Below are 22,606 nucleotides of genomic sequence, written 5' to 3' on the forward strand. Positions count from 1 at the left end.
CCCGGTTACATTCCGAACCCGGAAGCTAAGCCTCACAGCGCCGATGGTACTGCAGGGGGGACCCTGTGGGAGAGTAGGACGCCGCCGAACAAATTGTGAGAAGAACCCCCGCCGGTTATCCGGCGGGGGTTCTTTGCGTTTCCCGCCAACGTGTCGTCACGACATGCCGAGCGAGATCATATGTGATTCTTGTCATGCGGGAGAGGGCAGAACCGTTTCGGCGTGGGGGGTGGGGCCCAGTTAGCATGTGAACACCCTCCTAGCTCGAAAGATGGACTTGTGACTGTCAACGACGACGTGTTCACGGACTGGAAGAACCGCGAGGAGATCGCGGAGTCGATGATCCCGATCATCGGCCGACTGCACCGGGAGCGGGACGTCACCGTCCTGCTGTACAGCCGTTCCCTGGTGAACAAGTCGGTGGTCAGCATCCTGAAGACCCACCGGTTCGCCCGCCAGATCGCCGGCGAGGAGCTCTCGGTCACCGAGACGCTGCCCTTCCTGCAGGCGCTGACCACCCTGGATCTCGGTCCTTCCCAGATCGACCTCGGCATGCTCGCCGCCACCTACCGCGCGGACAGCCGCGGTCTCTCGGTGGAGCAGTTCACCGCCGAGGCCGTCGCCGGTGCCACCGGTGCCAACAAGATCGAGCGCCGCGAGTCGCCGCGTGACGTGGTCCTCTACGGTTTCGGCCGGATCGGCCGCCTGGTGGCCCGTCTGCTGATCGAGAAGGCGGGTTCCGGCAACGGCCTGCGTCTGCGGGCCATCGTCGTCCGTGGCGGCGGCGACCAGGACATCGTGAAGCGCGCCTCGCTGCTGCGTCGCGACTCCATCCACGGGCAGTTCCAGGGCACGATCACCGTCGACGAGGCGAACAACACGATCGTCGCCAACGGCACCGAGATCAAGGTGATCTACGCCAACGACCCGTCCGAGGTCGACTACACGGCGTACGGCATCCGGGACGCCATCCTGATCGACAACACCGGCAAGTGGCGGGACCGCGAGGGTCTCTCGAACCACCTCCGTCCGGGCATCGAGAAGGTCGTCCTGACGGCCCCGGGCAAGGGCGACGTGCCCAACATCGTGCACGGTGTCAACCACGACACCATCAAGCCGGACGAGCAGATCCTCTCCTGCGCCTCCTGCACCACCAACGCGATCGTCCCGCCGCTGAAGGCGATGGAGGACGAGTACGGCGTGCTGCGCGGCCACGTGGAGACCGTCCACTCGTTCACCAACGACCAGAACCTCCTGGACAACTACCACAAGGCCGACCGTCGTGGCCGCTCGGCACCGCTGAACATGGTGATCACCGAGACCGGTGCCGCCTCGGCCGTCGCCAAGGCGCTGCCGGACCTCAAGGCGAAGATCACCGGCAGCTCGATCCGCGTGCCGGTGCCGGACGTCTCGATCGCCATCCTGAACCTCCAGCTGGCCCGCGAGACCACCCGCGAGGAGGTCCTCGACTACCTCCGCAACGTGTCGCTGACCTCGTCGCTGAAGCGCCAGATCGACTTCACCACCGCCCCCGACGCGGTGTCGAACGACTTCATCGGCTCGCGCCACGCCTCGATCGTCGACGCCGGTGCCACCAAGGTCGAGGGCGACAACGCGATCCTCTACCTGTGGTACGACAACGAGTTCGGCTACTCCTGCCAGGTGATCCGGGTCGTCCAGCACGTCTCGGGCGTCGAGTACCCGACGTACCCGTCCCCGGCGGTCTGATCCGTAGGACGCACGACGCACAACGCCCGTGGGGCGGCAACCGGTCTCCGGTTGCCGCCCCACAGGCGTTTTCGCGGGCGGGTGGGAAGGGATGTTGGAGGAGTGTTCACGTCCGCTTGACCTGCTGCTTCACCAGGACGGACGAGATGGCGAGGAGGTGGAGTCCGGGACCCGGATGCTGGATTAATGGTCTATACCAATGGGGTACTGTGGCCCGTGGAGCTGTCAGAAACACGGCTGTGGGGGCCATATGACTGTTCAACATGTATCTCCTGTTTCCTTGTTGTCCTCTTCCTCTTCCGAATCTCCTGAACAACCGCCGCACCTGCCGCAACCGCCGGACGACCAGGAGTTGTACTGGTACTTCGGTCCGCAGCGCAGGTGGGTGCTCGTCGCCAGTTCGGCGGCGTTCGTGTTCACCGCCGCGACGATGCTGACGTTCGCGCTGCGGACGCCGGCGCTGTGGGTGTTCCTGGCCGTGCTCGCGCTCAACGTCGTCGCGCTGGCGCTGTCGTCCGTGAACAGCCTGCGCCAGCGGCGGCTCACCCGGCAGTCCCACGAGGTGCTGGTGCACGCGTGGGCGCCGGAGGAACTGCCGACCGTCGACCTGTACCTGCCGACCTGCGGTGAGCCGCTGGACGTCCTGGAGAACGCCTACCGGGCGGTCGCCCGGGTGGACTGGCCGGGCGCGCTGACGGTGTGGGTGCTCGACGACGCCGACCGGGCCGAGGTCGCCGAGCTGGCCGCCGCGCACGGCTACCGGTACGTGGTGCGGCCCGACCGCGGGCACCTCAAGAAGGCCGGCAACCTCAACCACGCGCTCACCCTGAGCAGCGCCGAGCTCATCGCCATCCTCGACGCCGACTTCGCGCCGCGGCCGGACTTCCTGCGCCACCTCGTCCCGTACTTCGCGGACCCGCGGATCGGCATCGTGCAGAGCCCGCAGTGCTTCGACACCGACGAGACGATGAGCTGGATCGAGCGCGCCGCCGGTGCCGCGCAGGAATGGTTCTTCCGCTGGATCCAGCCCTCCCGCGACGCCAGCGACGCGGCCATCTGCTGCGGCAGCAACGCCGTCTACCGGAGGGCCGCGATCGACGAGGCCGGCGGCTTCGCGCGGCTCGACCACAGCGAGGACCTCTTCACCGGCCTCGGCCTGTACGCCAAGGGGTACCGCACGCTGTACGTCCCGGTGCTGGTCGCCAAGGGCACCTCGCCGGACAACCTCGCCTCGTACGTCAACCAGCAGTACCGCTGGGCGATGGGCAACCTGCACCTGCTCGGCTCGCCCGAGCTCAAGCGGATCGGCGCGCCCTGGCGGATGCGGCTCTGCTTCTACGAGGGCATCGTCGGCTACATGGCCGCCGCCGTGAACATCTTCGTCGCGCCGCTGCCGCCGCTGGTGATGATGTTCTTCTACCCGGACCAGATCCGGCCCTGGCACGTGCTGCCGATGCTCGCGCCGCTCTGGCTCTGGCACGTGCTGCTGCCCAGGGTCAGCCGGACCCGCTGGCGGATCGAGGTGATCCGCTCCAACGTGCTGATGAGCGTCGCCGCCGGTGTCGCGTTCTGGCACACGCTGCGCGGACGCAGCGCCGCCTGGGTGCCGACCGGCGCGGCGGGAGCGGCCGGCGCCGCCGGTGCCGCCGGTGGGCAGGCCCCGGCCGCGGGCGGCAAGCCCCGGTCCGGCGGGATGGCCCGCAAGGTGGTCCTGCTCTCGCTCGGCTGGCTCTGCGCCTCGCTCGGCGCCGGCGCCCTCGGTCTCGCCCTGGCCGTCGCCGGGTACGGCTGGGCGCCCAACTGGGGCCTCGGCCTCTACCTCGTGGTGCAGGCCCAGATCGGCCTGCCGCTGATCCGTGATCTCCTCGGCGAGCTGCGCGGCGGCGCCCGCCGTGACGCCGCCGCCGACGGGCCGAAGGCGTCCCGGATCGGCATGCTGCCCCGTCGGTGGCCCGAGGGCCTGGCGGCCACCGCCGCCCTCGTGCTCACCGCTCTGCTCGCGTCCGGCTGGGTCCGCCCGATGCTGCCCTGGCTGGGTTGAAAGGTCGTCGCCTTCCATGCCGTCGTCACCGATACCGACACCGTCACCGATACCGACACCGTCACTGTCACCGTCGGGCACCGACCCGGGTACCGACCCGGCCGTCCCCGAGCTGCGGCCGGACGCCTTCACCATCCCCGGCCGGAGCGCCGGCGCCGTCTCCCGGGGTTCCGATGCCCCGGGCCCGGCGCCCCGCCGGGCCGGCTTCCGCCCCGACATCGAGGGCCTGCGCGCGGTCGCCGTGCTCGCCGTGCTCGCGTTCCACGCGGCCGTCCCCGGCCTGGCCGGCGGCTTCGTCGGCGTGGACGTCTTCCTCGTCATCTCCGGCTACCTGATCACCGGCCTGCTGCTGCGCGAGGCCACCACCACCGGCCGGATCCGGCTCGGCGAGTTCTTCTCCCGCCGGGCCCGCCGGCTGCTGCCCTCGGCGGCGATCGTGCTCGGCGCGGTGGCCCTGTTCGGCGCCTGGCTGACCGTGCCACTGCGCCGCGCGGACCTGGAGTACGACGTGCTGGCGGCGGCGTTGTCCGTCGGCAACTGGCGCTTCGTCGCGCAGCAGACCGACTACCTGGCCGCCGGACGGGACGAGAGCCCGCTGCTGCACTTCTGGTCGCTGGCCGTCGAGGAGCAGTTCTACCTGGTCTGGGGCCCGCTGCTGGCGCTGACCGCCTACCTGGTGCTGCGGGTCGTGCGGCGTGGACGGGCGGACGGGCGCGGGCGGGCGGTGCGGCCGGTCGCGGCCGGGCTCGCCGCCGTGCTGACGGCCGGGTCCTTCGCGCTCTCGCTGCGCTGGACGCACGACTCCGTCTCGCTCGCCTACCTCGGTACGCCCTCCCGGGTGTGGCAGTTCGGGGTCGGCGCGCTGCTCGCCCTGCTGCCCTGGCACCTGCTGAGCGGTCCGCGCGTGCTGCGCGTGCTGGTCGGCTGGGGCGGGGCGGCGGCCGTCGTCGGGTGCGTGCTGGCGTACGACAACACGACCCCGTACCCGGGCTGGGCGGCGCTCGTCCCGACCCTCGGCACGGCCGCCGTGATCCTGGCCGGCACGCCCGGGCGGGACGGGGCCGCGGCGCCCGGGTTCGGGGTGGACCGGGTGCTCGGCCTGCGCGTGCCGCGGGCGATCGGCCGGCTCTCCTACAACCTGTACCTGTGGCACTGGCCGGTGCTCGTGCTCGTCGGCGCGAAGTTCGGCCCGCTGGACTGGCCGGTGAAGGTGGCGCTCACGGCCGCCGCCGCGCTGCCCGCCGCGGCCGTGCTGCGCTGGGTCGAGCGACCGCTGCGGCACAGCCGGACGGTCTCCGAACTCCCGCGCCGCGGCCTCTCGTTGGGCCTCGCCTCGGTGGTCATCCCGGTGGTACTGGCGCTGGTGGTCGGCTCGGGCACGCTGCGGCTGCTCGGCCCGGCCGCGCCGGTCGACCTGCAGGGCCTGCCGCCCGGCTCGGCGGACGGCACCTCGCTGCTGGTGCGCACCGCGGCGCAGACCAGGAGTCCCGCGGTGGTGCCGGACGCCGTCCAGGCCCGCAAGGACTTCCCGCCGGACGGCGAGTGCGAGGTCGCGCCGACCGCCGTCACCAGCCCCGACTGCCGCTTCGGCGTGATCGGCAGCCCGGACCGGATGGTGCTGCTCGGCGACTCGCACGCCGGCCAGTGGTTCTCCGCACTGCTCGCGCTCGCCGCCGAACGGCGGTGGGAGCTGGAGGAGTTGGTGAAGCAGGGCTGCCCGCTGCCGGAACTCTCGGTGGTCAACCCGCAGTTGGGCCGCACCTACCGCGAGTGCGACACCTGGCGGGCGAACGCGCTGACCCGGTTGACGGAGGGGCCCAAGCCCCGCCTGATCGTGGTCTCCACCCTCAACCGGTACACCGACGACCGCGAGCTGCTGCTCCAGGGCTGGGAGCGGACCCTCTCCCCGCTGCGTGAACTCGGCGTTCCGATCGTCTACGTGAGGGACACTCCGATCCCGGGGACGGACGTGCCGGCCTGCGTGTCCGGCCACACCGACGATCCGTCCGCCTGCGAGTTCCCGCGCGACAAGGCGCTGTGGGCGGACCCGCTCGCCGACGAGATCGCGGCCGGCCGGATGCCGGGCGTGCGCAGCGTGTCGGTGAACGACGTCATCTGCTCCGGCAACGGCCGCAGTTGCCCGGCGGTGCTGGAGCGCATCCTGCTCTACCGGGACGACGCGCACCTCACCAACGTGGCTGCCGTGGTGCTCACGCCGCGCCTGGAGCGGCTGTTGACGGAGTCCGGCGCCCTGCCGCCGAAGGCCGCGTCCGCCGCGCCGCCGCCGGCCGCCGCGCCGCCGGTCACCGCGGACGGCTGGACGCAGCTGCTGCGCGACGACTTCGACGGCCCGGCCGGCAGCCGCCCGTCCGAGGCCGACTGGCAGTACGACCTGGGCACGTGCTACCCGGGCTGCCCGGCGCCGCAGTGGGGGACGGGCGAGATCGAGACCATGACGGACTCGACCGCGAACGTCCGGCTGGACGGCCGCGGCGCCCTGGAGATCGTGCCCACCCGGGACGCCGACGGGCGCTGGTCGTCCGGGCGGATCGAGTCGCGCCGCGCCGACTTCGCCCCGCCGCCCGGCGGTGTGCTGCGGATCGAGGCCGGGATCGCCCTGCCCGACGTGACCGGCCCGGCCGCGGCCGGTTACTGGCCCGCCTTCTGGACCCTGGGCGGCGAGCTGCGCAACGGCTACACGGGCTGGCCGGCCGTCGGCGAGCTGGACGTCATGGAGCAGGTCAACGGCCGGGACGCGGTGTTCGGCACGATGCACTGCGGCGTCCTCGACGGCGGCCCCTGCCAGGAGCCGCGCGGTCTGGGCTCCGGGGACCAGCCCTGCGGCGCCGAGTGCCGCACCGGCTTCCACCGCTACGCGGTCGAGGTCGACCTGCGGCCGGGCGCGGAGCAGGTCCGCTGGTACCTGGACGGCCGGGAGCACCACCGGGTCACCGCCGCGCAGATGGACCGGGCGACCTGGGACCGGGCGGTCGGCCGCGGGCTGTTCCTGATCCTCAACGTCGCCGTCGGCGGCAACCTGCCCGGCGCGTTCGGCGGCGCCGTCACCCCGGCCACCGAACCCGGGCACCCGATGCGCGTCGACTACGTCTCCGTCGCCACGAAGCCGTAGCCGGGACAGCGAACGAACAGGCCCCGGGCCGGGGAGCGCACCGCTCCCCGGCCCGGGGCCTGTCGTCGGTCGGGGGCGGTCAGCCCCAGTTGCCGACCAGCGGGGTCCCGTTGGTGGTGACCGCCGCCCGGTAGACGGTCACGTCGCTGCCGACGGCCGCGCCGGAGAACGACCCGTCGGACGGGCGGTAGACGCCGATGCTGTCGATGCCGGTGCCGTCCCAGTCGCCCTTGACCGGGATGTCGCCGAGGTTGCCGTACGTGATGTCCTGGACGTTCTCGGTCTCGTTGGAGTTGTTCAGGTGGAAGATCCGCGTCTGCGGGTCGTAGACCGCGACGGTGGTCGTGCCGTTGCCGTCCCAGTCGCCGACCAGCGGCTTCCAGTCGGGGTTGCCGAGCTTGATCGGGTACTTGACGGTGGCGTTGTCGTCGGAGAGGTAGAAGAACTGGTCGGACGGGCGGTAGACGCCGATCGTGGTCTTCCCGCGCCCGCTCCAGTCCCCGACGACCGGGATGTCACCGGTGTTGCCGTACTTCACCGGGGTGCCGAAGGTGCCGTCGGGGCCGGGCAGGAAGAACTCCCGCGTGCTGGGGCGGTAGTAGCCGATGGTGTCGACGCCCGGTCCGTTCCAGTGGCCGACCAGCGGGACGTCGTCCTGGGCGCCGAGGGTGGCCCGGGCGATCGTGACCCCGTTGTGGGACGTCTGGGTGACGCTGCGGTCGGCCGCCTGGTACACGCCGACGGAGGAGGGGCGGCGGGTGGGGGTGGCGTTGACGATCGCCCGGCCGGCCGCCTGCTCGTGGGCGGCGGTCAGCGGCAGGGTGGCCGCCGTGTTGTCCACCCAGCGGAAGGGGTGCAGGTAGACGACGCGCGGGTCCTGCGCCGCGACGGCCTCGTACTCGGCGTTGAACGCGGCCATCTGCGCGTCGGTCTTGTCGCCGCAGCCCGTCGAGCCCTTGTGGACCTCCGGGTAGAGCATGAGGTGCTGGTTGGCCGAGGTCAGCTTGGACCGCAGCTTCTCCAGCAGGTTCTGGACGGTGTCGCGCCCCTGGCAGTACCGGTTGAAGCCGACGATGTCGGCTTGCGTGGGGGCAAGGTTGAGCCCGGGGCCCGTCAGGATGTCGCCCTCGGCGTAGTCGAAGATCAGCAGCTTGTCGGGGAAGGCCGCCCGCACCAGCTTGGCCTGCTGCTCGGCCTGGGCGGGGCTCATCCGGTGGTAGTAGGCCTCGTCGGTGAGGTAGACGGCGCCGATCTTGTCGAGGTTGGCGCCGATCCGCTTCTTCAGGTCGTCGAGGTTCTTGGTGACCACGTCGTCCGGCTTGGGCGTGAGGACGGGGTCAATGCCCGGGGTGACGGTTTCGGGGTTGACACCGAGGACGCAGGAGACGGGCAGGCAGCGGTCCAGGAAGTCCAGCGAAACGTCGTCCGCGTCGCGCCCGTAGCCGTTGAAGTTGGTCCAGCCCGCGAATTCGCGGGTGTAGTCCGGGTGGATCGTCCCGAGGGGCTCCACGGCGCCGTAGTACCCGTAGTAGCCGAGTCCGCCGAGCATGGAGATCCGCAGGTCGTCGACGGTGGTGACCCGGCCGGGGGCGGTGGTGTGCGAGCCGAGGACGACGTAGCCGTCGCGGGGCAGTTCGGCAGTGGTGGCGCCGGTGAAGACGGTGGTCCCGTTGACGGTCACGGTGGCGAGCTTCTCCGGCCCGGTCGCCAGGGTCAGGGAGACCTCGTAGGAGGGGGCGGCCGGCACGGTCGGGACCGGGAGGGTGAGGGTGGTGCCGCCCTGGTGGAGAGCGAGCCCGCCGTTCGCCTGCACGCGCAGGCCGAGCGCGACGTCGGGCGCGTCCACGGCGCCGGTGCCGTTGCTCGCGCGGCTCACCGCGAGGGAGGCCCAGTCGGTGCCGGTGGTGCTGCCGACGACGGGCGTCAGCTTGGCGCGCACGGTGTAGTCGCCGTCGAGGTTCGCGGTGGCGGGCTTGGTGAGGCGCACCGCGGCGGTGCCCTTGGGGAAGGAGAGGACGTTGGGGTGGGCGGGGGAGTTGACCTGCACGGCGCCCGGGACGGGGTTGGTGATGAGCCCGTTGACCCCGGATTCGGCGGCGTAGTTGCCGGAGAGCAGGCTCGGCTGGCGGGCGCTCAGGTCCTGGTTCAGGCCGAAGTCGGCGGTGGTGGAGGGGGCGCCGTCGAAGGTGTCGACGAGCGGTCTGGCGGTGGCGCCGGCGGAGGTGTCGATGCGGCTGACCGACAGGCCGTGTCCGGCGTCGTCGCCGAAGGTGGTGACCTTGGAGGGGTCGGCCTGGAGGTAGGCGCCGAGGTAGAGGAAGGCGCTGCTCGGCCAGCGGGTGACCGAGGGCGGGGCGGTGGCGGTGAGCGTGGTGCCGTTGACGGTCAGCGTGACCGTGCGGTCCGCGCCGGTGGAGACGGTGAGGGAGACCGTGTAACTGGTGGCTGGGGTGACCTGGCCGGACCAGAACGCGGTCTCGCCCCCGCCGCCGTGGTACAGGGCGAGCTCGCCGTTCGACTTCACGGTGAGGCCGAGGTCGACGTCGGCGTTGGTGACGTAGCCGGCGCTGCGGTGGCTGCGGCTGAGGACGATCGAGGCCCACTCCTGGCTGGTGGTGTCACCCACCGAGGGGTCGACCACCGTGGAGACGGTGTACGTGCCGGTCTCGTCCGCGACGGCGGGCGCGCCCAGCATCACGGCGGAGATGCCGTTGCCGAACACCAGGCGGTCGGGCCGGTCCGGCCGGCTGACCTGGACCACCTGTGAGCCCGCGGGCTCGGCGGTCCACCAGCGGCCGGAGACCCGGGTGTAAGAGATCGCGTGCTCTCCGGCCGGCGGCGACTGACGGGCGGTGAGGTCGTTGTCGAGCCCGCCGTTGAGTCCGTAGAACGGGGCGGTGGCGAGCGCGGGGCTCTGCTGGAAGGTGTCGTGGAAGGCACGGGTGGCGGTCAGGTTCGCCGGCTTCGGCGGCGGCTTCGGCGCGGCGTCGGCGACGGCCGTGGCGCCGCCCGGCCCCGCGGGTATCAGCGCCAGGGTGAGGGCGGTGGCCGCGGCACCGAGGGCGCCGCGGACACGTGGGGTGAGAATCACCGGGTCTCGCTTCCGATCTCTCGTCCGGCCCGGCCGGACCTGATCGGGCCCGGTCGCCGGAGCGTCGGATCGGCGGTGCGGGCGCGCCGCCGATCGGGCGGACACACCGGCGCACCGCGCGCGGCGCACCCATCCCCGGGCGGATCATAGAGGACGGACACGAACCTTTGGCAGGGGTGCGCGCGCTCACCGGGCTTGAGCAAAAGGGTGATTGAAGGAGCATCGGGAGTTTTGCCGCAGCTGCGGCCCGCCGCTCCCCGGGAGCCGGCCCGCAGTCAGGACGCCGGGGCGGGCGGGAAGGGCACGGGATAGGCCTCGGCGAAGTCGGCGGAGCGGGCCACCTCGCGCCACCTGGTGTCCTCGTCGAGCAGCCGGTGGCCCTGGGCGATGGAGGCCTCGGCCGCGTAGGCCCCGATCGGCAGGTGCTCGGGGACGTCGTGCCGCTTGGCCACCCGGACGAGGATCTCGGCGGCCCGGACCGGGTCGCCGGCCGCACCCGCCCCGCTCTGCCGCATGCGCGCGTTCATGGCGCCGACCGTCTGCGCGTACGCCTCCGGGACGTCGTGGACGGTCATCGAGGAGCCGGCCCAGTCGGTGCGGAACCCGCTGGGCTCGACCACCAGCACCTTCACGCCGAAGGGGGCGGTCTCGGCGCGCAGTACGCGGCTGAACCCGTCGATGGCGAACTTGGCCGCCTGGTACGAGCCGAGGCCCGGGGAGCCGCCGACCCGGCCGCCGACCGAGGAGAACTGCACCACCAGCCCGCCCCGCTGCTCGCGCAGCAGCGGGATCGCGGCCTTGGTGACGTGGTAGACGCCCCAGAAGTTGGTCTCGAACTGCGTGCGGAAGTCGGCGTCCTCGGTGGTCTCGATCGGCGAGACGTTGGCGTAGCCGGCGTTGTTCACCAGCACGTCGATCCGGCCGAAGCGGGCGTGCGCCTCGGCGAGGGCGGCCCGGGCGGCCGACGGGTCGGTGACGTCGAGCCGGAGGGGGAGGATTCGCTCGCCGAACTCCTCGAAAAGATCGGCCAGTTGCTCGGGTCGACGGGCGGTCGCGGCGACCCGGCCGCCGGCCTGGAGGGCCGCGCGGGTGAGGGTGCGGCCGAAGCCGCGGGACGTTCCGGTGATGAACCAGGTCTGCTCCGTGGTGTCCATGCCGTTAGTGAAACACCGTTGCGCTAATAGTGCAACGACGTTGCGCTAGTCTGGACGGGTGACCGAATCCGACTTCCAGCGCGCCCGCTCGCCCGAGGCCAAACGCCGCCGTGAGGCCGCGATCCTGGAGGCGGCCCGGTCGCTCGGGCGCGAGCGCGGCATCAGGGACATCACCCTCACCGACATCGCGGCCGCGGTCGGCATGCACAAGTCGGCGCTGCTGCGCTACTTCGAGACGCGCGAGGAGATCTTCCTGCGGCTGACCGCGGAGGGCTGGGCCGAGTGGTCCGACGCGCTGACCGCCCGGCTGCGCGCCGCCACGGACCCGGGCCCGGCCGCCGTGGCCAGGGAGTTCGCCGCCACCCTCGCCGCCCGCGGTACCTTCTGCGACCTGCTCGCCCACGCGCCGCTCAACCTCGAACGCCATGTCTCGCTGGACGCGGTCCGCGACTTCAAGCTCGCCACCCTCGCCGCCCGCGAGCCGATCACCGCGGCCGTCCGCGCCCAGCTGCCCGCCCTGGACGAGCAGGACGTCACCGACCTCGTCGCCACCGCCGTCTCCCTCGCCGGCGCCCTGTGGCAGATCGCCAACCCGGGCCCCGAGGTCGCCGCCCTCTACCGCGGCGACCCCCGCCTCGCCCACGCCGTCGTCGAGGTCGAACCGCGCCTCGCCCGCATCCTCACCGCGACCGTCAGGGGTCTGGCGGCGGGCGCGGGCGACCCCCGGGCCTGAGCGGCGCCTGCGGCCCCGACCGGGGCCGCAGGCGCCGTCCGGTCAGGCCACCGGGTGTTCCATCAGGGTGACCCGGTTGCCGTCCGGGTCCTCCAGGACCGCGAAGCGGGTGCGGACACCACCCGTCTGCACCGGTCCCGCCGTCAGTCCGCGGCCCGCGAGCTCCGCCAGAGCGGCGTCCAGGTCGGGCACCTCCAGGTTGAGCAGCGTGGAGCCGGCGTGCTCGGCGTCCTCGAAGACGTGGAGCCAGCCGCCCGGCGTCAGGTGCCAGTCGGCCAGCGACGCCATCGGCCGGCGGTCGGCCGGGCGGCCCAGCAGTCTCTCGTACCAGGCCGCCGCCGTTTCGGCGTTGCGGACCGGAGCAACCATCATGACCCGTGCGACATCCATGCGGACCCCCTGCTTCCCGTTGAGTCGTTCGCTGTCGGGTCCAGCATCGCGCGCCGCGGCTCGGCGGTGGCCGCCCGGGTCGTGTTTCCGCCACGAATCCGCCGCTGCGGACACCGTCGGCCGGACGACGGGGTCCCGGGCGCTCACCGGATCGGGTGACGGGGGCGAGGAGTCTCCCGGGTCGGCGGTGCCGGGGCGGCGGCGGTGTGTATAGCTGGCAGCCGGAGCACACCGACGGAAGGGACCACCCCATGACCCAGTCAGCCGCCAAGCCCGCGCAGAGTGTCGACGAGGTCATCGAGCGGATGCGGGCGATCAAGGCGCGGCTGGATCCGCGGGACGGGGTCGCCTGCTTCGACCGGATGTACCTGAGGGTGACCGAGCTGGTCGGGGAGCGGCTGACGGCCGGGTACTTCCAGGACCAGGCGTTCATCGAGCGGCTGGACGTGGTGTTCGCGAACCTGTACTTCGACGCGGTGGAGGCCGACGAGGCGGGGCGGCCGGTGAACCCGGCGTGGCAGCCGCTGTTCGAGGCGCGCGGCCACCGGAAGGTGTGGCCGGTCCAGTTCGCGTTCGCGGGGATGAACGCGCACATCAACCACGATCTGGCGCTCGCCGTCGTCCTGACCTGCATCGAGCGGCGGACCACGCCGGAGACCCCGCCGGTGCACGCCGACTACCTCAAGGTGAACGAGCTGCTCGCGCAGGTGGAGGCGGAGGTGCGGGCGTCCTTCGAGGCGCAGATCATCGGGGTCGCGACCGAGCAGGCCGAGCCGCTGAAGCACATCGTCGCCAGCTTCTCGATCGCCCGGGCCCGGGACGCCGCCTGGGCGACCACCCAGACGCTGTGGCACCAGCGCAACATCCGGCCGATGTACGACGCGACGCTCGCCGCGGTCACCGCGAGCACCGCGCTGGCCGGGCGGATGCTGGTCACGCCGGTGGTCCCGCCGGTGGAGCAGCCGGACGGGGACTCGTAGAGCACGGTTGGCGGACTCCGGCGGGCGGGAGGGAACCGGGGCGGGGTGGACTGGTCGGTGACAAGCCGCGACGCGAAAGGCCGCCGATGTCCTCCTCGCCCCCCGCCCGGTACACCGACCTCAGCGCCATGGTGATCAACTGCACGCTCAAGCGGTCGCCCGACCGGAGCCACACGCAGGGCCTGATCGACGTGAGCACCGGCATCCTGGAGCGCCAGGGCGTCGCGGTCGACGTGGTCCGCGCGGTGGACCAGGACATCGCCACCGGCGTCTGGCCGGACATGACGGAGCACGGCTGGGAGACGGACGAGTGGCCCGTCCTCTACAGCCGGGTGATGGCCGCCGACATCCTGGTGCTGGCCGGGCCGGTCTGGCTGGGGGACAACTCCTCGGTGATGAAGAAGGTCGTCGAGCGGCTGTACGCCTGCTCGTCGATCCTCAACGAGCGCGGCCAGTACGCCTACTACGGCCGGGTCGGCGGCTGTCTGATCACCGGCAACGAGGACGGCGCCAAGCACTGCGCGATGAACGTGCTCTACAGCCTCCAGCACCTCGGCTACACCGTCCCGCCGCAGGCGGACGCGGGGTGGGTGGGGGAGGCCGGGCCGGGGCCGTCGTACCTGGACCCGGGGTCGGGCGGGCCGGAGAACGACTTCACCAACCGCAACGCCACGTTCATGACCTGGAACCTGCTCCACCTGGCCCGGATGCTCAGGGACGCCGGCGGCATCCCCGCGTACGGCAACCAGCGCTCGGAGTGGGACGCCGGCTGCCGCTTCGACTTCGAGAACCCCGAGCACCGCTGAACCGGCCGCGCCGCGCCCGCCCGGTCCGGCGGCCCGGTCCGGCGGCCCGGTGGTGGAGAAACCTCTACTCCGGATCCGCCACACAGCGTCACTGTGCCGGAGCGCCCCCGTTCCTAGCGTGGTCAGCAGCGCGCGTGAGGCGCGCGGTGGACCCGGTGGTGGGAGTTCGAGTGCTGACGCAAGGGATCGGGCAGGGGACGGCGGCCGTCCGTCTGGTGGCCGTCGAGAAGGTCTACGGCAGGGGCGACAACGAGGTGGCCGTGCTCAAGCGGCTGAGCCTGGACTTCGCCGCCGGCAGCTTCACGGCCGTGATGGGGCCCTCGGGGTCGGGCAAGAGCACCTTCCTGCACTGCTCCGCGGGTCTGGTGAAGCCGACCCGGGGCACTGTGCTGATCGGTGACACCGACCTCGCGGACCTGGACGAGGTGGGGCTGACCAGGCTGCGCCGCGACCGGATCGGCTTCGTCTTCCAGTCGTACAACCTCCTTCCGGCGCTCACGGTGCGGCAGAACATCGTGTTGCCGTCGCAGTTGGCCGGCCGGCGTCCGAACCGGAGCCAGGTCCTGGCCGTGGTCGACCGGGTCGGGCTCGCCGACCGGCTGGACCACCTGCCCGGGCAGCTCTCCGGGGGGCAGCAGCAGCGGGTGGCGATCGCCCGGGCGCTGGTGACCCGGCCGGCCGTGGTCTTCGCCGACGAACCGACCGGCGCGCTGGACACCCGCACCGCCGCGGCCGTGCTCGGCCTGCTGCGGGAGACGGTGGACGCCGGCGGGCAGACGCTGGTGATGGTCACCCACGACCCGGTGGCCGCCTCCTACGCCGACCGGGTGGTCTTCCTCGCCGACGGCCGCTTCGCCGGCGAGCTGCACCGGCCGACCGCCGAAGCCGTCGCGGCGCGGATGACCAGGCTCGGCGCCTGGAACGACGCGACGGTCCCGGCCTCCGCCGCCGTCCGCTCGGAGGGTGGCCGCTGATGCTGCTGCTGGCCCTGCGCACCCTGAGGTTCCGCAAGGCCGGGTTCGCCGCCACCTTCGTGGCGATGTTCCTCGGCTCCGCGATCGTGATGGCCTGCGGCGGTCTGTTGGAGACCGGCGTCCGGATCGCGGTCGCGCCGCAGCGCCTGGCCGGGGTGCCGATCGTGGTGGCCGGTCAGCAGACCCACGGCTCCGCCGCGCTGACCGAGCGCAACCGGACCGGCCCGGGGGTGCTCGACGCGGTCCGGGCGGTTCCCGGCGTCGGCGCCGTGATCCCCGACCTCTCCTTCCCCGCGACCGTGGTGGTGGACGGCAGGGCGGTCGACGTCGGCTCCGTCGGCCACACCTGGACCGGCGCCGCGCTGACCCCCTACACGCTGACCCGGGGGTCGGCCCCGGGCGGCGGGCAGGTGGTCCTCGACACCGGGCTCGCGGCCGACGCGGGCGTCACGGTCGGCTCCGCCGTGCAGCTGACCGTGCACGGCGTCACCCGGACGTTCACGGTCTCCGGCACCGCCCACCAGGCCACCGGCCGCACGCTCGGGCCGACCCTGTTCCTCTCCGACCTCCAGGCCCGGCAACTGGCCGGATCCGACGGGCGGTTCGACTCCATCGGGGTCCTGCCCGCGCCCGGCGCCGACGTCGCGGAGCTGCGGCGGGCCGTGCGGTCGGCGGTCGGCGGCACGGCGGTGGTGCTCACCGGTGAGCGGCGCGGTCTGGCCGACCTGCCGGGGGCGCTCGCCGGCGGGCCGACCGTGACCGTCCTGGCGGCGATCTTCGGGAGCTGGGCGGTCCTGATCGTGATGTTCGGCGTGGCCTCCACACTCGGGCTCTCGCTGAGGCAGCGGGCGCGCGAGACGGCCCTGCTGCGGGCGATCGGTTCCACCTCCCGGCAGGTGCGCCGGATGATCCTCGGGGAGACCGCCGTGCTGGCGGTGCTCGCCACCGCGCCGGCGGTCGCGCTCGGCTCCGTCGTCGGCAGGCTGCTGTTCGGGCAGCTGGCCGCCAACGGCGTGGTGTCCGAGGAGGTCGTCTTCCACCAGGGCCTGCTGCCGACCGCGGTCGGCGCCTGCGCGGCGATCGCGGCCGCCCTCGGCGCGGCGCTGTTCGCCGGCCGCGGGGCCGCGCGGACCGAGCCGGTCGCGGCGCTGGCCGAGAGCACGGTGCCGACCGGGCGGCTCACCGGGACCCGCCTGCTGTCGGCGGTGTTCTTCCTGCTCAACGGCGTGGCGCTGGCGGTCGTCACGGCCGCGGTGATGGCCGACGGCCCGACCCTGGCGAGCACCGCCGGGCCGGCCTCGGTCCTGTGCGCGATCGGCCTGGCCCTGCTCGCCCCGGGGATCACCAGGGCGGCCGTGGCGGTGCTCGGCCGGCCGGTCCGCGCGCTCTGCGGGCTGTCCGGGTGCCTGGCGCTGCGCAACGCCGCCGTCCACAACGTCCGGACGGCGGGCGCCGTGGCCCCGATCGTGCTGCTGATCGGCATCGCCACCGGCACCCTGTACATGCAGGCCACCGAGGACCACGTCTCCGCCGCGGGCCGCGCGGGCGGCGTGCCCGCCGAGCACGTGCTCACCTCCTCGACCGGCGGCTTCGCGCCGGACGTGGTCGGTGCGGTCCGCGCCCTCCCGGGTGTGGCCGGCGCCTCCGAACTGGTCGGCTCCACCGGCTTCGTGGACTCCGCCGACGGCGGCACCGTGGACCTGCGCGGTGTCTCGGCCGACGGAGCGCGGCAGACCGTCGCGCCCGACGTACGGGACGGGTCGATCGCCGACCTCCGCGGCAACACGGTGGCCCTGTCGGAGAAGCGGGCGAAGGACTTCGGCGTCCGCGTCGGGGACACCCTGCGGATCCGCTTCGGTGACGGCGCCGCCGCCGACCCGAGGGTGGTGGCCACCTACGCGGGCGGCCCGCAGGAGCGGTACCTGCTGCTGCCCGCCGACGTGCTGGCCGCGCACACCACCGCCGGGCTGCCGACCGGGATCCTGGTCCGGGCGGAGTCCGGCGCCGACCCCGCCCGGATCCGGTCCGCGCTGGACGGTGTGGCGGCCGGGCTGCCCGGCACCGCGGTCGCCGACCGCTCCGCGCTGACCGGCGCCGACAACCGGATCGAGCAGATCCTGGCCTCCTCGAACTACACCGTCGTCGCCATGATCGTCGGCTATGCGGCGATCACCGTGATCAACAGCCTGGTGGCGGTGACGCGCGGGCGCCGGGGCGAGTTCGGCCTGCAGCGTCTGACGGGGGCCACCAGGGCCCAGGTGCTGGGCATGCTGAACGTCGAGGGCGCGCTGATCGCCGTCGTCGCGACCGTCCTGGGCACCGCCGCCTCGGCGGCCACGATCGTGCCGTACAGCCTGGTGAAGACCGGCTCGGTGCTGCCGAGGGGCTCGATCGGCATCTACCTCGCGATCGTCGGCGGCGCGCTCGTCCTGGTCCTCGGCGCGACCCTGCTCCCCTCCTGGCGGGGCATGCGGACCCCGCCGGTCGAAACGGCCCGCTGACCGCCGGACGCGGGGCACCACCGTCCGGTGCCGCGCGATCCCGCTTTTATGCCGTGGCGCCCGTCGGTGAAACCCGCTAGCCTGACCAGCCGGAACGATTTGGACGTACGTACGTATGAAGGGGCCGGGTTCGCGGGACCGCTGCCGTCACCGCCGTCACGGATGGACGATCGCTCAGGTGTCAATCGCTTACCGCAAGGGTCCGCACGGGTTCCCGGCCCGGCTGCGCCGGGCCGGGGGAGACCTGGTGACCGGTGTGCTGATCGCCCTGGGCGCCATGCTCTCCGTCTGCCTGTTCGTGATCACCGGCTACTTCGTGATCCTGCTCGTCATCGGGATCGGCGCGGCGGCGCTGCCGATCGTGACCGGGTGGGTGCGCCGGCTGTGCAACGCCAACCGGCGCGCGGCCGCCCGGGTGGGGGTCCGGGTCGACGTTCCCTACCGGCCGGAGCCCCCGGAGTTCGAGAAGGACATCGTCGGCTGGATCCGCCGCTGCAAGTGGATCCTGACCGACCCGGCCAGCTGGCGGGACCTGCTCTGGCTGCTGCTCAACTCGGTCGTCGGCCTGACCGGCTTCCTGCCCGCCGCGGTGCTCTACTACGTCCTCGAAGGGTTCGCACTGGCCCTCGGCCTGTGGCGGCCCGTGCTGAGGGCGCAGGGCACCGCGCGCGAGTACTTCTTCGTCCCGGTCCGGAGCGGGCCCACCGCTCTCCTGGCGGCGCTGGCGGCGGCGGTGCTCTTCGTCGTCTGGGTCCGCTGCAGCCCGCTCCTCCTCACCGCCCACGCGCACTTCACCCGCCTGCTGCTCGGCCCCACCGAGCGCTCCCGGCTCGCCCTGCGGGTCCGGCACCTGGCCGAGACCCGGTCCGGCGCGGTGGAGACGGCCGCCGCCGAACTGCGCCGGATCGAACGCGACCTGCACGACGGCGCCCAGGCCAGGCTGGTCGGCCTCGGCCTGACCCTCGGGGCGCTCGAACGCCACCTCGGCGGCGAGTCGGAGGAGGCCCGCAGACTGCTGCGCGACGCCCGGGCCTCGTCCGTCGCGGCCCTGCGCGAGCTGCGCGACCTGGTGCGCGGCATCCACCCCCCGGTGCTCGCCGAACGCGGCCTGGCCGACGCGCTGCGCGCCCTCGGCCTGGCCAGTCCGCTCCGGACCGAGGTGGCGGTGAGCCTCCCGGGCCGGGTGCCGCCGCCGCTCGAATCCGCCCTGTACTTCGCGGTGTCCGAACTGCTGACCAACGCCCTGAAGCACTCCGGCGCCGAGCACGTCGAGGTACGTGCCTGGCACGACGGCGCCGTGCTGCACGCCCGGGTCGCCGACGACGGCCGGGGCGGTGCCGACGCCGCCGGGGGGACCGGCCTGCACGGCATCCGCCGCCGGCTGGCCACCTTCGACGGCACCCTCGACGTCGCCAGCCCGCCGGGCGGCCCGACCGCGATCACGATGGAGATACCGTGCGTGTTGTCCTCGCCGAAGACCTCTTCCTCCTCAGGCAGGGGCTGATCCAGCTGCTGGACGCCTACGGCTTCGAGACCGTGGCGGCCGTCGACAACGGCCCCGACCTGCTCGAAGCCGCCGCCAGGCACCGTCCCGACATCCTGATCGTCGACGTCCGGCTGCCGCCGACCTTCACCACCGAGGGCCTGCGGGCCGCCCTGCGGGCCAGGCGCGAGATCCCCGGACTGCCGATCCTGGTGCTCTCCCAGCACGTCGAGCAGATGTATGCCGGGGAACTGCTCGCCGACGGCACCGGTGGCATCGGCTACCTGCTCAAGGACAGCGTCTTCGACAACGAGCAGTTCATCGACGCGGTCCGCCGGGTCGCCGCCGGCGGCACCGCGATGGACCCCGCGGTGATCTCCCAGCTGATGGTGAGCCACGCGCGCGACAAGCCGCTCGGCTCCCTCACCGCACGGGAGCGCGGCGTCCTGGAGCTGATGGCCGAGGGCTGCTCCAACACCGCCATCGCCCACCGCCTCTTCATCACCGAGGGCGCGGCGGCCAAGCACATCTCGAACATCTTCGCCAAGCTCGTGCTCGCCCCGGACAGTGACAGCAACCGGCGCGTGCTGGCGGTCCTCGCCTACCTCAACGCCTGAGTCCGCCCGGCACCACCCGAGCCCGGTGGCCGGCCCGGGCGGCGCGGACGGGCCGGGCTCAGCGGGCCCGGGTGCGCGGCAGCCGGGCGCGGAAGGTGACGCCGTCGGGTCCGTCCTCGACGGTGAGCGTCCCGCCGTGGAGGACGGCGATGTCCCGGGCGATGGGCAGGCCGAGGCCGGTGCCGCCGTCGTCGCGGCTGCGGGCGTCGTCGAGCCGGGTGAAGCGTTCGAAGATCCGCTCCCGGTCGGCGGGGTCGATGGCGGGACCGTCGTTGGCGACGTCGAGGACGGCGTCACCGGTGGCGGCGTCGGTGGACAGCCGCACGGTGACCCGGCTGCGGGCGTGACGCCGGGCGTTGTCGAGCAGATTGGTCAGCAGCCGGCCGAGCCACAGCGGGTTGCCGTCGACGGTGATCGACCCGGAGGCGTGGACGGTGACCGGACGGGCCCGCGGTCCGCCCGGGGCGACGCTCGCGCGGACGAGTTCGGCGAGGTCCACCGCCTCGCCGGGGCGGTCCTGGCCGGTGGTGTCGAGCCGGGCGAGGAGCAGCAGGTCGGTGGCGAGGGCCTGGAGGCGTTCGGTGTCCTGGAGGGCCCCGGCGACCAGCTCCTGCCGCACCTGCGGGTCGGGGTGGGCGAGGGCGACCTCCAGCTGGGTGCGCAGCACGGTGAGCGGGCTGCGCAGCTCGTGGGAGGCGTCGGCGATGAAGCGGCGCTGGCGGGTGCCGGCGGCTTCGAGGCGGTCGAGCATGGCGTTCATGGTGCGGGCCAGACCGGCGATCTCGTCCTCGCTGGCGGGGACCGGGACGCGCCGGTCGAGATCGCGGTCGCCGATCGCGGCGACCTCGGCCCGGATCGCCTCGACGGGGCGCAGCGCCCGGCCGGTGGCCCGCCAGGTGAGCACGCCGACGGTCGGCAGCAGGACGGCGCTGAGGCCGGCGAGGGCCGCGGTGGTGAGGTCCTCGGCGGTGTCGACGGTGCGCAGCGAGGCGCCGACCCGGACGGTGACGGGGCCGGTGGGGGTGTCGGCGGTGAGAGTGGTGACGCGCTGGTGGTGCTCGTCGCCGAGGACGCCGAGGTCGAAGGTGCCGGGGCCGGTCCCGGCACCGGTCAGCGGCGGGTGACCGGCGAGGTTCTGGCTGGCGGCGACCACGGTGCCGGCGTGGTCGGTGACCTGGATGAAGTCGGTGCCGTGGTCCAGGGCGAGCTGGGCCGGCAGGTGGCCGCCGGAGGCGAGGCGGGCGACGGCCTGGGCCTGCTCGCGGGCGCCCGTCTCGACGGTGCGTTCGAGGTTGGCGCGCAGCAGCAGGAGCACGGCGGCGGAGGCGACGAACAGGACGACGGCGACGCTCGCGCAGGCCGCCAGGGTGGTGCGGGTGCGCACGGAGCGCGGCGCGAGGCGGTCGAGCAGCGCGGCGGCGCGGGGGTGCCGGGCGAGCCGGTGCCACAGGGCCCCGGCCCCGCGCGCCGCACCGCGTCGGCGGGCGGGGCGCGTCGGCTCAGCCACCGTCGGCCGCCAGCCGGTAGCCGGCGCCGCGTACGGTCTGCACGGCGGCGCGGCCGAACGGGGTGTCGATCTTGCGGCGCAGCGCGCTGATGTGCACCTCGACGGTGTTGGGGTCGCTGTCCGGCCCGCTGTCCCAGACCTGTTCGAGGATCTCGCGCTTGGAGACGGCCTCGCCGGCCCGGCGGGCCAGGTGGTCGAGGACGGCGAACTCGCGCGGGGTCAGCGCGATGCCGGTGCCGGCGCGGGTGCAGGTGCGGGCGGCGGAGTCGACGACGAGGTCCCCGAGCACGGTGCGCCGGGGCGCGCGGGTGCCGATGCGGCGGGCCAGGGCCCTGAGGCGGGCGACCAGGACGACGAAGGAGAACGGCTTGGACAGGTAGTCGTCGGCGCCGGTGTCGAGGGCCTCGGCCTCGTCCCACTCGCCGTCCTTGGCGGTCAGCATCAGGATGCCGGCGTCGCTGCCGGCGGCCCGCAGCCGTGAGCACACCCGGTAGCCGTTGAGGCCGGGCAGCATGATGTCCAGCACGATCACGTCGTAGGCGTGGTCGGTGGCGCGGGCGAGGCCGGTGAGGCCGTCGTGGGCGAGGTCGACGGTGAATCCCTCGGCGGTCAGCCCGAGCCGCAGCGCCTGGGCCAGCCGTCGTTCGTCCTCCACCACGAGTACGCGCATGTCCCCAGGGTGGCAGGTGTCCGGGCCGGTCGGGGACGGGGGCCGTGCCGTCTTCAGCGGATCTTCAGCATCGGCCCGCCATGCTGGCGCTGTCGTCCGGGTACCGGGCCCGGACCGTAGCGCTTCCGCTCACGGAGAGGTCCCGACCATGCCGTCGCCCTCGGCCGCCCTGCTGGCCGTCAACCCCCTGGACGCCGGATCGCTGCTCGGCGCGTTCGGCGCGCTGGGCATCGCCGTCGTCCTGTTCGCCGAGACCGGGCTGCTGGTCGGCTTCTTCCTGCCCGGCGACTCGCTGCTGTTCACCGCCGGCCTGCTGTGCACCACCGGCACCCACAGCGGCCCCCACCTGAACCTCGCCCAGGTCCTGGCCGCCTCCGCCGTCGGCGCCCTGGCCGGGGCCCAGACGGGCTACGTCATCGGCCGGCGCGGCGGGCGGGCCCTGCTCGCGCGCTCCCGCAACAAGCGGCTGCACGAGGGCGCGGTGCGGGCCGAGGAACTCCTCACCCGCTACGGGCACGGCAAGGCCGTCGTCCTCGCGCGCTTCGTCCCGGTGGTGCGCACCGTGCTCAACCCGCTGGCCGGCGCGCTCGGCGTGAACGTGCGCACCTTCACCCTGTGGCAGGTGGTCGGCGGCCTGGTCTGGACGCTCGGCCTGGTCCTCGCCGGCTACGCCCTGGGCTCCTCGGTGCCGAACGTCGACCGCTACCTGCTGCCGATCGTCGCGGTCGTCGTCGTGCTCTCGCTGCTGCCCCTGCTGCTGGAGCTGCTGCGCTCGCGCCGACGGGCCGGGCACCGGTGAGC

General features: G+C 73.3%; 16 protein-coding genes and 1 rRNA gene. 12 read left to right on the forward strand and 5 right to left on the reverse strand.

All coding sequences use genetic code 11. The features are described from left to right. The 4 genes from rrf to ABZW10_RS18390 all read left to right on the forward strand — a co-directional run. Positions 1-90: ribosomal RNA gene (rrf, locus tag ABZW10_RS18375) — 5S ribosomal RNA — on the forward strand; the annotation flags it as partial. A 189-nt stretch (positions 91-279) separates the two neighbouring features. Further along, positions 280-1,728 carry a glyceraldehyde-3-phosphate dehydrogenase gene (locus ABZW10_RS18380; RefSeq protein ID WP_355366383.1) on the forward strand — a complete coding sequence of 483 codons (1,449 nt, stop codon included), beginning with the start codon at positions 280-282 and terminating at the stop codon, positions 1,726-1,728. 325 nt (positions 1,729-2,053) lie between these two features. After that, a complete protein-coding gene (locus ABZW10_RS18385) occupies positions 2,054-3,769 on the forward strand; it encodes a glycosyltransferase family 2 protein (protein ID WP_355366735.1) in 1,716 nt (571 codons plus the stop codon). Positions 3,770-3,785: 16 nt separating this feature from the next. Next, positions 3,786-6,899 (forward strand): acyltransferase family protein, encoded by a 3,114-nt coding sequence (locus ABZW10_RS18390; protein WP_355366386.1) that lies wholly within the window; start codon positions 3,786-3,788, stop codon positions 6,897-6,899. Positions 6,900-6,978: 79 nt separating this feature from the next. Here the strand turns inward: ABZW10_RS18390 and ABZW10_RS18395 are convergent, their stop codons facing one another. Then, positions 6,979-9,990, reverse strand: coding sequence for a hypothetical protein (locus ABZW10_RS18395; protein WP_355366389.1), 3,012 nt, complete (start codon positions 9,988-9,990; stop codon positions 6,979-6,981). Between the two features lie 275 nt (positions 9,991-10,265). Further along, positions 10,266-11,144 (reverse strand): SDR family NAD(P)-dependent oxidoreductase, encoded by an 879-nt coding sequence (locus tag ABZW10_RS18400; protein WP_355366392.1) that lies wholly within the window; start codon positions 11,142-11,144, stop codon positions 10,266-10,268. Between the two features lie 58 nt (positions 11,145-11,202). Here ABZW10_RS18400 and ABZW10_RS18405 point away from each other — a divergent pair, with 58 nt between their 5' ends. After that, positions 11,203-11,877, forward strand: a complete 675-nt coding sequence (locus ABZW10_RS18405; RefSeq protein WP_355366395.1) for a TetR family transcriptional regulator — start codon at positions 11,203-11,205, stop codon at positions 11,875-11,877. 42 nt (positions 11,878-11,919) lie between these two features. On the opposite strand, the gene ABZW10_RS18410 is transcribed toward ABZW10_RS18405, so the two are convergent. Next, on the reverse strand, positions 11,920-12,267 hold the full coding sequence (locus ABZW10_RS18410) for a VOC family protein (RefSeq protein ID WP_355366398.1): 348 nt from the start codon (positions 12,265-12,267) through the stop codon (positions 11,920-11,922). A gap of 251 nt (positions 12,268-12,518) precedes the next feature. On the opposite strand from ABZW10_RS18410, the gene ABZW10_RS18415 reads away from it, so the two are divergent. The 6 genes from ABZW10_RS18415 to ABZW10_RS18440 all read left to right on the forward strand — a co-directional run bounded on the left by ABZW10_RS18415 (position 12,519) and on the right by ABZW10_RS18440 (position 19,628). Beyond that, positions 12,519-13,247, forward strand: coding sequence for a DUF5995 family protein (locus ABZW10_RS18415; RefSeq protein WP_355366401.1), 729 nt, complete (start codon positions 12,519-12,521; stop codon positions 13,245-13,247). Between the two features lie 86 nt (positions 13,248-13,333). Continuing rightward, positions 13,334-14,053: a flavodoxin family protein gene (locus ABZW10_RS18420; RefSeq protein WP_355366404.1), complete on the forward strand. Its 720-nt coding sequence runs from the start codon at positions 13,334-13,336 to the stop codon at positions 14,051-14,053. Between the two features lie 170 nt (positions 14,054-14,223). Further along, a complete protein-coding gene (locus tag ABZW10_RS18425; protein WP_355366407.1) occupies positions 14,224-15,027 on the forward strand; it encodes an ABC transporter ATP-binding protein in 804 nt (267 codons plus the stop codon). Further along, complete coding sequence (locus tag ABZW10_RS18430; protein WP_355366410.1) at positions 15,027-17,528, forward strand: FtsX-like permease family protein; 2,502 nt, start codon at positions 15,027-15,029, stop codon at positions 17,526-17,528. Before ABZW10_RS18425 ends, ABZW10_RS18430 begins: the two co-directional genes overlap by 1 nt. Positions 17,529-17,805: 277 nt before the next feature. Next, positions 17,806-19,032: a sensor domain-containing protein gene (locus tag ABZW10_RS18435; protein ID WP_355366738.1), complete on the forward strand. Its 1,227-nt coding sequence runs from the start codon at positions 17,806-17,808 to the stop codon at positions 19,030-19,032. Then, the gene (locus ABZW10_RS18440; RefSeq protein ID WP_355366413.1) at positions 18,984-19,628 is read left to right on the forward strand and encodes a response regulator transcription factor; all 645 of its coding nucleotides are present in this window, start codon (positions 18,984-18,986) and stop codon (positions 19,626-19,628) included. Before ABZW10_RS18435 ends, ABZW10_RS18440 begins: the two co-directional genes overlap by 49 nt. Before the next feature lie 58 nt (positions 19,629-19,686). Here ABZW10_RS18440 and ABZW10_RS18445 read toward each other — a convergent pair whose 3' ends face one another. Together ABZW10_RS18445 and ABZW10_RS18450 are read right to left on the reverse strand one after the other, a co-directional pair. Beyond that, positions 19,687-21,135, reverse strand: a complete 1,449-nt coding sequence (locus tag ABZW10_RS18445; protein ID WP_355366416.1) for an ATP-binding protein — start codon at positions 21,133-21,135, stop codon at positions 19,687-19,689. Continuing rightward, on the reverse strand, positions 21,128-21,805 hold the full coding sequence (locus tag ABZW10_RS18450) for a response regulator transcription factor (protein WP_355366419.1): 678 nt from the start codon (positions 21,803-21,805) through the stop codon (positions 21,128-21,130). Before ABZW10_RS18450 ends, ABZW10_RS18445 begins: the two co-directional genes overlap by 8 nt. A gap of 148 nt (positions 21,806-21,953) precedes the next feature. Between ABZW10_RS18450 and ABZW10_RS18455 the strand changes: the two genes are divergently transcribed. Then, a complete protein-coding gene (locus ABZW10_RS18455) occupies positions 21,954-22,604 on the forward strand; it encodes a DedA family protein (protein WP_355366422.1) in 651 nt (216 codons plus the stop codon). Positions 22,605-22,606: the final 2 nt, after the last annotated feature.

This window comes from Kitasatospora sp. NPDC004723 (assembly GCF_040609255.1).
Lineage (GTDB): Bacteria > Actinomycetota > Actinomycetes > Streptomycetales > Streptomycetaceae > Kitasatospora.